Here is a 10,968-nt window from a genome sequence, read left to right as displayed (position 1 = left end):
TCCGATAGCGCCACTCCGCACTGGGGTCTTGTATCCATCGTGACCGGTTGTGCGACCCAGGCTTCACGAGGTGTCCTTTCGCGGTGAGCAGCCCAACGCCGGCCGGCCGCAGGTAGTTCACCTGGAGGTCGACCGTCGGCACGGGTGCGCCGATGGTGCCGATCAGAGAGAAATCGGCGGCGGTGTCGAGCAGTGCGCCCAAGATGCCACCGTGGACGGAGCCCCGGTCGGTGTCGGAGAGCCACGAGTGCTTTGCCTCCGCCTCGATGATGATGTCGGTGGTGGTGAGCTCAGTGACGCGAAGGCCTAGCCACTGGTGGAAGGGTGCGGCCTCCAACCAGGCCTGCACCTCGTCGAGTGTAGGGAGCGACATCAGGCATCCTTCCATGGAGCGATCACGATCTTGCCCAGGAAGTCGCGATGTTCGAGTCGCCCGAGCGCGTCGATGGCGCCGTCGAGGCCGACGACCGAGTCGATGACCGGCGAGAACGATCCCTCCTGGACGTAACCCAGCAGCGCGTGGAAGTCGTCCTTCGTGAAGCCGTTCGAGCCGATGATGCGCAGCTCGAAGCTCCACACGTAACGCAGATCTTCCGGCGGGTTGTACCCAGCGGTGGCGCCACAGACGAGGATCGCACCGCCGCGCTTGGTGGAGCGCAGCGTCGGCGCCCAGGTGTCGCCTCCGGTGTTGTTGACGATCACGTCGAACCCACCGTCGTAGCTTGTCCGCGAGGGTTTGCCGAGGTGTTCCTTCGTCCAGGCGTAGAAGTCTTGCGTGCGGTAGTTGATGAACTCGTCCGCACCGAGCTCCAGCAGGCGTTCCCCCTTCTCGTCGCTCCCTGCGGCAGCCACCACGGTGGCGCCCAGCCGCTTGGCCAGCAGTACCGACGCAGTGCCCACACCGCCCGACGCACCGAGCACGAGCACCTTGTGCCCCGGCTGCACGGCCCTGGTTCCGACGATCATTCGGTGGGCGGTGCCATACGCGACAGGCAGGGCCGCCGCCTGCTCGAAGCTCACCTCGTTAGGCAGCGCCAGCAACTGTCCGGCCTCCACGAGCGCATACTCGGCCAGGCCACCGTCGAGCAGCTCGCCCATGAGGTGTCCGCGCTCGGTGAGGGGGTCGACGAGCACGCGGTCGCCGATGTTCCAACCTTCGACGCCCTCGCCGATCTCCGCGATCTCGCCGGCGATGTCGAGCCCGGGTACGACGGGTAGCGGCACGGTGATGCCGGGCATGCCGCGCAGGGTGAAGATGTCGTGGTAGTTCAACGAACTCGCTCGCACCTTCACCACCACATGCCCTGGCGTTGCGGTGGGCGTGGGATGGTCGTCGACTAGTCGGAGGTCGTCGACGGTGCCGTGCTTGGGAATGATGACTGCTCGCATGATGCTCCTTGTCAACGAAGGGTCCACTGGCCCGACGGGCCATGTACTGTCACGGTGAGTGCCGGCTCCGGGCCTTCCTCGACGGGAACGTCGACGTCGAGGGCGGCGTAGAGTTCCTGCACTCGGGCGGGCTCGGGATGGGTCACGTGAAAGTCGTCGAGGGTGACGCGTGCGTCGACGGTGTGCTCCGGTGAGGGTGTGGCTCCCCAGTCGATGACGAATGGCTGCGCACCCGAATGGTCGGACGCGAGCGGCGGTGTGAGCCGCCAGCGCAGGAGCGTGCCCGACGGGTCACGTCGCTGCCCTGCTCCGAGCACCCCGAGGTCGAAGCCCAACTCGTATGCTGCGCCGAGCTTGGCTTCTGGTGCGTCTGGGTGCACTGCGAACGTGGCCACGGTGGGCGCATCGACGAGGTGCAGGTCGAATACTCGAGGGCCGGAACGAGGCTCGTCAATGCCGATGATCTCGAGGTAACCACCGCCGGTGAATGCGACGAGGTAGTTGCGGGTGCCCTGGTCTGGGTGCACTCCCCCGAGCACTGGGGAGACGCCGGTGGCGTCGGTAAACGCCTGCACCGTGGCGTCCAGGTCGGGTGTCGCTACGACGATGTGGTCCAGGTTTCGTAGATGTTGCATGGTGATTCCTTGCGCACAAGGGCACGCCAACCAGCGCCTCAATGCATGAGGGTATGGCTGTGCCCGGAATTAGCTGTTGGGATTCCCTACGCGGGGGGTGAATGCTTCGCTCAGGCTGCCATCAAACAGCAACACATCATGCGCCCGGCCTTGGTGGCGGCGGACATGATGCACATCGTGCTGTGAGCCATGAGCGGTTTCCTTGCGACTTGGCGGTTGCCTTCGTGTGACAGAACTCTACGGGCTTTCAGAATATTCCCAGTGCCAGGGAGTTATTTTTGAGACGGGTCGCGCGAAGCGGCAGCATCGGCGGTGGGTTACCGCAAAATCTCGCGAGCGTGCTCGACGTCTTCGTGCATTTGCGCGATGAGCGCGTCAACGCCGTCGAAGCGTTGCTGTCCTCGCAGGCGCTCGATGAAGGTCACCGCAATCTCCACGCCGTAGAGGTTCAGGTCGGTGCGATCCAGCACATACGACTCGACTCGGTGTTCGGTGCCGTCAAACGTCGGGTTGGATCCGACGGAGATCGCCGCCGGCAGCGGCTCACACCCAGGAATGTCGACGCGCGTCAGCCATCCCGCGTACACGCCATCGGCAGGGACGGCCATCTCGTCGGGGACGACGAGGTTTGCTGTTGGGAATCCCAGGTCGCGGCCCCGGCGATCTCCCACGACGACGAGCCCACGGTACTCGAACGGCGACCCCAGATGCGCCGCCGCGGCGCGCACATCGCCGTCGTACAGGTTGCCACGGATGAGGGTGGATGAAATGGTCTGGTCGCCGTCGGTAGTGAGCGGCACGGCCGTTACTTCGAAGCGCCCGCGTGCGAGTTCGCGCAACGTGTCGACGTCGCCTGCCGCTTTGGCGCCGAACCGGAAATTGCTGCCGACGACGATCCGGGAGGGTTTGAGGGAGACGAGGAAATCCTCGACGAATTCCTCTGGCGACATGGAGGCCACGGCTTGGTTGAAGCGCACGACGCGCACCTCGTTGGCGCCGAACGTGCGCAGTTTCGCGATGCGCTCGCGCAGGTCCATGAGCAGCTTAGGTGCCTTGTCAGGGCGAAGTACCCCAACGGGATGAGGCCAAAAGGTGAGGACGATCAGTCGGCCGACGTCACCCTGGCACGCTTCCTGCAGCACGCGCTGATGACCGAGGTGTACCCCGTCGAAGTTGCCGATCGCCAAAACACTCACGTCGGTCACCTTATTGCACATCGTCGTCAGGGCCTACCAACACCGTTACGGGAACGGCCCGGCCATCCTTCGGGCCGTACAGCGCCAGCAATTTCCCACCGGGCGACAGCAGCCCGACGGTTTCCCCCGGCAGCTCGATATCCAGCGCCCGACCGAACCGGACGTCGCGTGCCTGCGTATCGTTCAGCTGCACGACGGGGAAACTCCGCCTCGCAGCTTCGGCCATCGGCATGAGCGCCGGCGGTTCATCACCAAGGACGACGGCGTCGTCGATGGGATACTTTCCGACGCGGGTACGGCGCAGCGCGGTGAGGTGACCGCCCACGCCGAGGGCTTCGCCGAGATCACGGGCGATCGCTCGAATGTAGGTGCCGCTGGAGCATTCCACGTCGATGTCGACGTCGAGACGTTGGCCGTCGACGCGCACGTCGCCCAGGTCGAGGCGCTCGATCGTGACGGGGCGCGCAGCGAGGCGCACATCCTTGCCCTCGCGCGCGAGGGCATAAGCGCGCTGGCCATTGACTTTGATGGCAGACACCGTGCTCGGGGTCTGCATAATCTCGCCCCGGAACTGCGCCAGCGCCTGCTCGAGCTGTTCCCTGGTGAGCGCAGACGCATCGGCGACGGGTACGACGGTGCCATCGGCGTCGTCGGTATCCGAACGCTCGCCGAGCCGGACCGTGGCGCTGTAACGCTTGTCGTTGAGGGCGAGATGGCCGAGCAGCCTGGTTGCCCTCCCCACGCCGAGGATGAGCACCCCCGTCGCCATCGGATCGAGCGTGCCAGCATGCCCGATTTTCTTCGTGCCCAGCACGCGCCTGAGCCGGCCTACGATCTGATGAGACGTGGCCCCCGACGGCTTGTCGAGGACCACGATCCCATCGAGAGTGGTACCTGTCACTCCTCGGGCTTCTTGTACGGGTCGGCTTCGCCGGCGAAGGATTTGCCTTCCCGTGCCGCCGCAGCGGCCGCGTCGCTGGCCTGAGCACGAGCGAGGAGGTCCTCGATGTGGCGTGCCTCGTCCTCCGTCGCGTCGAGCACGAACGTGAGGGTCGGCGTGTGCCGCATCGCGAGCTGCTGGCCAACCGCCGTGCGCAGCATACCTTTCGCTGATTCCAGCGCGGCCGCACTGCCTGCGCGGGCAGTGTCGTCGCCGAGCACGGTGTAGAACACCGTCGCTTCACGGTTATCGCCGCTCAGCCGTACCTCAGTGATGGTGATGAAACCCTTGCGGGGATCCTTCACCTTGCGGTCCAGCGTCTGCGCGATGATCGTCTGGATCTGGTCAGCCAGCTTGGCATTGCGGGGGCTGGGCATCACTCACGCTCCTGTTCGACCATCTCGTAGACCTCGACTACGTCTTCGGTCTTGATGTCGTTGTAGTTGTGCAGCGTGAGGCCACATTCGAAGCCCTCGCGCACCTCAGTGACATCATCCTTCTCACGACGCAGCGAGGCGATAGAGGTGTCTTGGATAACCACACCGTCGCGGATGAGCCGCGCCTTGGCGTTGCGGCGAATGACGCCGTCGAGCACCATACAACCCGCAATGTTGCCGATCTTCGACGAGCGGAAGATCTCGCGGATCTCCGCCTGGCCGATGATCTGCTCCTTGTAGATGGGTTTGAGCATGCCCTTGAGCGCGGCCTCGATCTCGTCGATCGCGTCGTAGATCACCGAGTAGGAGCGGATATCGACGTTCTCCTCGTCCGCCATCTTCGCAGCGTGCGGGGTGGGGCGAACGTTGAAGCCGATGATGACGGCCTTCGACGCGGCAGCCAGCGAGACGTTCGTCTCGGTGATGGCACCCACACCGCGGTCGATGACGCGCAGCCCGACCTCGTCGGAGATCTCGATCTTGGTGAGCGCATCCTCGAGGGCTTCGACGGACCCAGCGCCATCGCCCTTGAGGATGAGCAGCAGCTCCTGCGTCTCGCCCTTCTCGAGCTGTTCGAACAGCTGGTCGAGGGTCTTGCGACGGCTGGTGCGGGCCTGCAGCGCGGCACGCATGCGGGCCTCGCGTTTGTCGGCGATCTGGCGGGCAACGCGATCGTCTTCCACCACGAGGAAGTTGTCGCCAGCACCTGGCACCGAGGTGAGGCCGAGCACCTGCACCGGCATCGACGGGGGCGCCTCGTCGACGTTCTCGCCCTGATCGTTAATCATGGCGCGCACGCGTCCGTGGGCAGAGCCCGCGACGATCGAGTCACCAATGCGGAGCGTGCCGCGGTGTACGAGGACCGTCGCGACTGCGCCGCGACCCTTGTCGAGGTGGGCCTCGATGGCGACACCCTGAGCGTCCATATCGGGGTTCGCGCGAAGGTCAAGCGCCGCGTCGGCCGTGAGGACGATGGCTTCGAGGAGCTCGTCCAGGCCCTGACGCGTGACAGCCGACACGTCGACGAACTGCGTATCGCCGCCGTACTCTTCCGGGATCAGGCCGTACTCGGAGAGCTGGCCGCGCACCCTAGTCGGGTCTGCGGTGTCCTTATCGATCTTGTTCACCGCGACGACGATCGGCACATCGGCAGCCATCGCGTGGTTCATGGCCTCGATGGTCTGCGGCATCACGCCGTCGTCGGCGGCAACCACCAGCACGGCGATGTCCGTCGACTTCGCGCCACGGGCACGCATGGCGGTGAAGGCTTCGTGACCAGGGGTATCGATGAAGGTGATGGCGCGTTCTTCGCCCTCCACTTCGGCTTCCACCTGGTAAGCGCCGATCTTCTGCGTGATGCCACCGGCCTCACGCGTCTGCACGTTCGAATGACGGAACGCGTCGAGCAGCTTGGTTTTGCCGTGGTCGACGTGACCCATGACGGTGACCACCGGGGGACGAACCTCGAGGTCGTCCTCGTCGCCTGCGTCTTCGCCAAATTCGAGGTCGAAGCTCTCCAGCAGCTCGCGGTCTTCGTCTTCGGGGGACACGACCTGGATGTTGTACTCCAGCTCCGCACCCAGGAGTTCGAGCGTGTCGTCGCTCACCGACTGGGTGGCGGTGACCATTTCTCCCATGTGGAAGAGCACCTGCACGAGCGCTGCCGCGTCGACACCGATCTTCTCGGCGAGATCGGTCAGCGACGCACCACGGCGCAGACGAACGGTCTGGCCGCCGCCCTTGCGGACGCGTACGCCACCGATCGTCGGTGCCTCCATCTCGTCAAACTCTTGGCGACGCTGCTTCTTCGACTTGCGGCGACGGTTACCGGAACCGCCTCGTCCGAAGGCGCCCTGCGTTCCGCCGCGGCCACGGCCACGGCCCGGCCCGCCCATGCCTCCGGGGCCGCCCATCGGTGGGCCACCGAAGCGGCCACCGCCGCCAGGCCCACCGGAACCAGGACGTCCACCGCGTCCGCGACCGCCACCACGACCAGGGCGCGAGCCGGCCTGTCCAAGCTGGCTCGACTGGTGCTTCGGCATCATCGCGGGGTTAGGGCGAGGCATGCCTCCCGTGCCGCCAGGACGCGGCATCAAGTTCTGCTCGCTGCCGGAACCTTGCGGACGCTGACCGCCGCGACGATCACCGTCGGGACGTGGACGACGCTGCGGCTGCTTGCCCATCCCCTGGCTGGCAGCAAACGGGTTGTTACCCGGACGCGGCGCGTTGGTGCGTCGCGGCATGGAACCGGGAGTCACACCACCCGTGCGAGATCCTGCGCTCGGCGCTGCAGGCTTCGGCACGCCTGGCTTCGGAGCGCTGGGCTTCGGCGCGCTCGACGGCTTCGCCTCAGCGCCTGGTTTCGCACCAGTAGCGGGCTTGGGCTGAGGAGTGGCTGGTTTGGGGGCACCAGGTTTCGGCGCTGCGCCAGGGCGTGCTGCCGTCACACCAGGCTTCGGCGCTGTCGGCTTGGGCGCGCTCGTCGGCACGGGGCTTGCGCCTGGATCAAACGCGCCGGGCGTTGCCTTCGGCGCGCGAATGCCACCCGGTTTTGGGGCATCCGACTTCGACTTCGACTGGCGCGCGCTACTCGAAGCAGACGTCTTCGGTGCGTCCTTGTTGGCCGACTCACCGTCGGCACTGAAATGTTCGCGAATACGACGTACGACGGGTGCTTCTAGCGACGACGATGCGCCGCGGACGTACTCACCCTGATCTTTCAGCCACGCCAGCAACTCCTTGCTGGGCATGCCGAATTCCTTTGCGATCTCATGAACGCGAGGCTTAGCCACTGCTCTCCTTTGGGGGCCCAAGCCTCAAGCGGCTAGGACCTATTGGTTGTTGGTGCTCATCGTTGGTAACTCATCGAGTGGTCATGAGCGTCAGCCCACCTTCTGGTTAGCGCCCCCGCGGGGGCATGGAAACGATCGGCCCGTGGATGGGCCATTGGCCAGTCTAACGCGCAACCAGGCATCATGCGAAACACGCGACACACGATTACTCAGACATCGCTCGCAGCAGATGCCCCAATTCGGCGCTGGGTTCCGCGCCACGGAAGGCTCTCGGAATGGCATTACGTTCCAGCACGATACGTGCGCACTCCGGGTGCAGGTAGGCCCCGCGGCCATCCAGCCGGGGGGCCGTCGCCTCAATCACGACGCCGTCGCGCCGGACCAACCGCATGAGCGAGGATTGCTCGTCGGATTGGCGACACCCGATGCATCGACGTTGCGGCATGACCGCGCTCCTTCGAGCCGCGCTCAGGCTTCGGTGTCCGGCTGGATATCGATGCGCCACCCCGTCAGCCTGGCGGCCAGCCGCGCGTTCTGCCCTTCGCGCCCGATGGCCAGCGACAACTGATAGTCGGGCACGATCGCGCGACACGCCTTGCCAGCCTTGTCAGTGATGATCACATTGACGACCTTGGCTGGCGACAGCGCGGCGGAAACGAACCTCGCCGGGTCTTCTGAGTAGTCGACAATGTCGATCTTCTCGTTGCCCAGTTCATTCGTGACCGCACGCACCCGCTGCCCGTTCGGCCCGATGAAAGCGCCTTTGGCGGAGACGTCCGGGTTGTTCGATACCACCGCGATCTTCGTGCGGTGGCCGGCTTCTCGCGCAATCTCCTTGATCTCGACGATGCCGTCGGCGATCTCCGGCACCTCCATCGCGAAGAGCTTCTTCACCAGGTTGGGGTGCGTGCGCGACACCACTACCTGTGGGCCGGAGGGATCGCGACGCACGCTCACAATGAACACGCGCAAGCGACGGCCGTGCGAGTAGTCCTCACCAGGGGACTGCTCTGCCAACGGCATGATCGCCTCCAACGTCCCCAGGTCGACGCGCACCGTCTTCGAGTCGCGGTCCTGCTGGATAACACCGGTGACGATGTCGCCTTCCACGCCCGAGAAGTGGCCGAACTTCTGATCGTCTTCGGCCTCGCGGATGCGCTGCGTGATGACCTGGCGTGCCGTCGACGCGGCCACGCGCCCGAAATCTTCCGGGGTGTCGTCGAAGTAGCCAATGATCTCGTCGTCGTCGCCGAACTCTGGGGCCAGCACCGACACCTTGCCCGTCTTGCGGTCGATGTCAATCTTCACACCGCGCAAGGCGTTGTCGGTCTTGGTGTAGGCGTTCAAGATTGCGTCTTCAAGTGTCTTCAGGAGGTACTCCGTCGGAATATCGCGATCGCGCTCGATAGCGCGCAACGCTGCCATGTCGATGTCCATGCTCAGGCTTCCTTCCGGTTCATCTCAATCTGAATGACGGCCTTGCGCACCTCGTCGAGGGGGTAGGTTGCTTGGGTGCCGTCGACGTCGACGACCACCGCGTCGGCATCAACTCCGACGATACGGCCAGTGACCTCAGACTCAGCAAGCCACAGCTTCACCAGCCGCCCTGTGTTGCGGCGGAAGTGCTTCAGTTCCGTGAGCGGCTTCGAGACACCACGGCTCGACAGCTCGAGGGTGTATGCCCGCTCCCCCATCACGGAACTCGCGTCCAGCGCTGCCGAGACGGCCTGCGAAGCTTCGGCGATGTCGTCGAGCAGCGGACCACGCCCCTCTGGGCCTTCACCATCGACGGTGATGCGCAGCACCGAGCGCTTACCGACTGGTGTGACGTCGAGCGCGTCGAGCTCCAGTTTGTATTCAGCCAAGATGGGTTCTACCACCTCGGCTACGGTTCGTTCCTGCATGACAACTCCGTATCCGATTGTGTGCTCAATTGTGGATCCCCAGCATACCGATAGGCTGCAAGCCATGGATGTCCCTCGCCGCTCGGTACTCGTCGGAGCGGTGCTGTGCCTCGCGGCGTGCGCACCAGATCCCACTATCGAAGAACCCGACGGCGCCCCGTCCCGCGCGCAGGCTGCCGCAGCGCCGAAGCAATCCGAGTCGCTCGCGAAAGTGGCCGCCCTGCTCGCCGGGGTGAGGGAACTCGTCGCGAAGGAACCCGAGGATGCCTGGCGCGCGGCCGCGCTAGCGCAGTGTGACGATCAGCTCGCGCGCATCAACTCCGTCAACCCATTCGCCAGCCCCGACCCGGTGTTCGAACCGCAGCCGGAGAGCGCGGCCAGCCTTGACGAGGCTATCGCTGCTGTCGTAGATGCGTGCTCGGCCGCCGCCCACCGCGAGGAGGCCCCGTCGACACGGCTACTGCTGATCTCCATCGCAGCCGCCACACGTGGGCTCGCGAAGCGAGATCTCATCCCCGGGGAAGGTGCCGAACCGAGCCCCGTCGAGACGCTCAGCGACCAGCAGTACACCGCACTCACTCACGTGTGGGCCCTGATCTACGGGCTCGAAGCCTGCCTCGGTCGAACCCGCAACGACAAGGCACTTCGCGAAGAACTGTCGACGCGCCTCGCCTCGGCACAGTCGTTGCGCGACGAGCTGCGGCGTGGGCTTACCACCCCGTCGCAGCCGCCAGCCTTTGAGCTTCCCGGCCCTATCAGCACGAGTGATGAAATTCGCTCCGTGTGGCGCACGCTGGAGGTGCGTCTGCTGGAGGCGCTCGTGCTGCTCGCCGCCGAACAACCGGACGACGACCGCTGGGCGGCACAACTGCAACGCGCCCAGGCCGTCGGCGGCCGGATACCGCGCTGGCCCGGCTGGAACTAAAGATAGATCAAGTTCGTGGCGGGTAGACGCGCCACCAACTTGATCTATCTTGGCGTCAACGCACCATGCGGCAGTCCGCGCAAGTGCGAATACCTTCCTCCCAACCGCGAATTCTCAACGCCCGTTCGATCACGCGAGCAACCTCGCACGCCTCGTGGATCACCTGCTGCCAGGTGAACCGCAGCGTTACCGCCCCCACCCTGAGGGCGTGCTCGTTGTCTCGCCGGGCATCGCGGTCGGCGTCGTGGAATTGACGGCCATCCAACTCCACGATGACGCCGAAGTCGTCGAACCACACATCCACCCTGCTGGTACGTGTGAGCTTCACCTGCCTGGAAAGCCCAGCCAGCCCGTGGGGCCTGGCTACGAGCACATTGAACTGCCATTCCAACACGCTGTGGATGCCGGTGTTGGCATGATCGGTGAGATCCATCAACAACTGCCGCTGCGCAACCCGGCTGCGCGACGCCAGCACATCCCGCACTCTCGCCGGGGTGGTCTTGCGCTGCCCGAAGGCACGAGTGACCGCCTCAATCAGGTTCAGCGGATTGGTCTCCGAAGCGTAGTCGCACAGCGATTCCTCCACGTTGGTTCGCGGCATCTCCCCGCGTGCGCGTCGTGGGGCGCGCTTGAACTGGGCGCGAAACCCGGAATGTTCCAACGCCACCTTCGGGGAATCGCACCAGATCGTGATGGAGTCGGGCTCGCGTTGAATCAGCCCGTGCAGATAACACGCCGCGCCACCGCCCA

The 10,968-nt window shown here is 65.2% G+C and carries 13 protein-coding genes; 2 read left to right on the top strand and 11 right to left on the bottom strand.

Going from position 1 to position 10,968, the window contains the following annotated elements:
• From Q0X68_RS12205 to Q0X68_RS12195, 3 genes are all read right to left on the bottom strand, one after another.
• A partial coding sequence (locus tag Q0X68_RS12205; protein ID WP_297752230.1) for a PaaI family thioesterase occupies positions 1-373 on the bottom strand: 373 nt, incomplete at its 3' end.
• A complete protein-coding gene (locus Q0X68_RS12200; RefSeq protein ID WP_297742319.1) occupies positions 373-1,389 on the bottom strand; it encodes a zinc-binding dehydrogenase in 1,017 nt (338 codons plus the stop codon). The genes Q0X68_RS12200 and Q0X68_RS12205, both read right to left, overlap by 1 nt.
• A gap of 11 nt (positions 1,390-1,400) precedes the next feature.
• Entirely contained in the window at positions 1,401-2,024 is a 624-nt protein-coding gene (locus Q0X68_RS12195; RefSeq protein ID WP_297742320.1) for a VOC family protein, read from the bottom strand.
• Between the two features lie 45 nt (positions 2,025-2,069).
• Here Q0X68_RS12195 and Q0X68_RS12190 point away from each other — a divergent pair, with 45 nt between their 5' ends.
• Positions 2,070-2,210 (top strand): hypothetical protein, encoded by a 141-nt coding sequence (locus Q0X68_RS12190; RefSeq protein WP_297742321.1) that lies wholly within the window; start codon positions 2,070-2,072, stop codon positions 2,208-2,210.
• A 131-nt stretch (positions 2,211-2,341) separates the two neighbouring features.
• On the opposite strand, the gene Q0X68_RS12185 is transcribed toward Q0X68_RS12190, so the two are convergent.
• The 7 genes from Q0X68_RS12185 to rimP all read right to left on the bottom strand — a co-directional run bounded on the left by Q0X68_RS12185 (position 2,342) and on the right by rimP (position 9,293).
• Positions 2,342-3,241 (bottom strand): bifunctional riboflavin kinase/FAD synthetase, encoded by a 900-nt coding sequence (locus Q0X68_RS12185; RefSeq protein WP_297742322.1) that lies wholly within the window; start codon positions 3,239-3,241, stop codon positions 2,342-2,344.
• The gene (gene truB, locus Q0X68_RS12180) at positions 3,231-4,121 is read right to left on the bottom strand and encodes a tRNA pseudouridine(55) synthase TruB (protein WP_297742323.1); all 891 of its coding nucleotides are present in this window, start codon (positions 4,119-4,121) and stop codon (positions 3,231-3,233) included. The genes Q0X68_RS12185 and truB overlap by 11 nt, the downstream gene beginning before the upstream one ends.
• The gene (rbfA, locus tag Q0X68_RS12175) at positions 4,118-4,537 is read right to left on the bottom strand and encodes a 30S ribosome-binding factor RbfA (RefSeq protein WP_297742324.1); all 420 of its coding nucleotides are present in this window, start codon (positions 4,535-4,537) and stop codon (positions 4,118-4,120) included. Before rbfA ends, truB begins: the two co-directional genes overlap by 4 nt.
• Positions 4,537-7,389 (bottom strand): translation initiation factor IF-2, encoded by a 2,853-nt coding sequence (gene infB, locus Q0X68_RS12170; RefSeq protein ID WP_297752227.1) that lies wholly within the window; start codon positions 7,387-7,389, stop codon positions 4,537-4,539. Before infB ends, rbfA begins: the two co-directional genes overlap by 1 nt.
• 205 nt (positions 7,390-7,594) lie before the next feature.
• Positions 7,595-7,834 carry a YlxR family protein gene (locus Q0X68_RS12165; RefSeq protein ID WP_297752224.1) on the bottom strand — a complete coding sequence of 80 codons (240 nt, stop codon included), beginning with the start codon at positions 7,832-7,834 and terminating at the stop codon, positions 7,595-7,597.
• Positions 7,835-7,857: 23 nt separating this feature from the next.
• On the bottom strand, positions 7,858-8,826 hold the full coding sequence (gene nusA / locus Q0X68_RS12160) for a transcription termination factor NusA (RefSeq protein WP_297752221.1): 969 nt from the start codon (positions 8,824-8,826) through the stop codon (positions 7,858-7,860).
• Positions 8,827-8,828: 2 nt separating this feature from the next.
• Complete coding sequence (rimP, locus tag Q0X68_RS12155; RefSeq protein WP_297752218.1) at positions 8,829-9,293, bottom strand: ribosome maturation factor RimP; 465 nt, start codon at positions 9,291-9,293, stop codon at positions 8,829-8,831.
• A 64-nt stretch (positions 9,294-9,357) separates the two neighbouring features.
• Here rimP and Q0X68_RS12150 point away from each other — a divergent pair, with 64 nt between their 5' ends.
• Entirely contained in the window at positions 9,358-10,218 is an 861-nt protein-coding gene (locus Q0X68_RS12150) for a hypothetical protein (RefSeq protein ID WP_297752216.1), read from the top strand.
• A 55-nt stretch (positions 10,219-10,273) separates the two neighbouring features.
• Here the strand turns inward: Q0X68_RS12150 and Q0X68_RS12145 are convergent.
• Positions 10,274-10,968 (bottom strand): DUF559 domain-containing protein (locus Q0X68_RS12145; RefSeq protein ID WP_297752212.1); only part of this gene is annotated, 695 nt, incomplete at its 5' end.

Origin of the sequence: uncultured Tessaracoccus sp., from assembly GCF_947286155.1 — a bacterium.
GTDB lineage: Bacteria > Actinomycetota > Actinomycetes > Propionibacteriales > Propionibacteriaceae > Arachnia.
Note: the sequence above shows the minus strand (reverse complement) of the source record. Positions and strands in the feature narration are given on the sequence as shown.

Bases quoted from the DNA above. Each gene is read 5' to 3' on its own strand.
- Q0X68_RS12165 (WP_297752224.1), bottom strand. From the start codon at position 7,834: ATGCCGCAACGTCGATGCATCGGGTGTCGCCAATCCGACGAGCAATCC.
- rbfA (WP_297742324.1), bottom strand. From the start codon at position 4,537: ATGCCCAGCCCCCGCAATGCCAAGCTGGCTGACCAGATCCAGACGATC.
- Q0X68_RS12185 (WP_297742322.1), bottom strand. From the start codon at position 3,241: ATGTGCAATAAGGTGACCGACGTGAGTGTTTTGGCGATCGGCAACTTC.
- Q0X68_RS12200 (WP_297742319.1), bottom strand. From the start codon at position 1,389: ATGCGAGCAGTCATCATTCCCAAGCACGGCACCGTCGACGACCTCCGA.
- Q0X68_RS12195 (WP_297742320.1), bottom strand. From the start codon at position 2,024: ATGCAACATCTACGAAACCTGGACCACATCGTCGTAGCGACACCCGAC.
- Q0X68_RS12190 (WP_297742321.1), top strand. From the start codon at position 2,070: ATGAGGGTATGGCTGTGCCCGGAATTAGCTGTTGGGATTCCCTACGCG.
- nusA (WP_297752221.1), bottom strand. From the start codon at position 8,826: ATGGACATCGACATGGCAGCGTTGCGCGCTATCGAGCGCGATCGCGAT.
- Q0X68_RS12150 (WP_297752216.1), top strand. From the start codon at position 9,358: ATGGATGTCCCTCGCCGCTCGGTACTCGTCGGAGCGGTGCTGTGCCTC.
- rimP (WP_297752218.1), bottom strand. From the start codon at position 9,293: ATGCAGGAACGAACCGTAGCCGAGGTGGTAGAACCCATCTTGGCTGAA.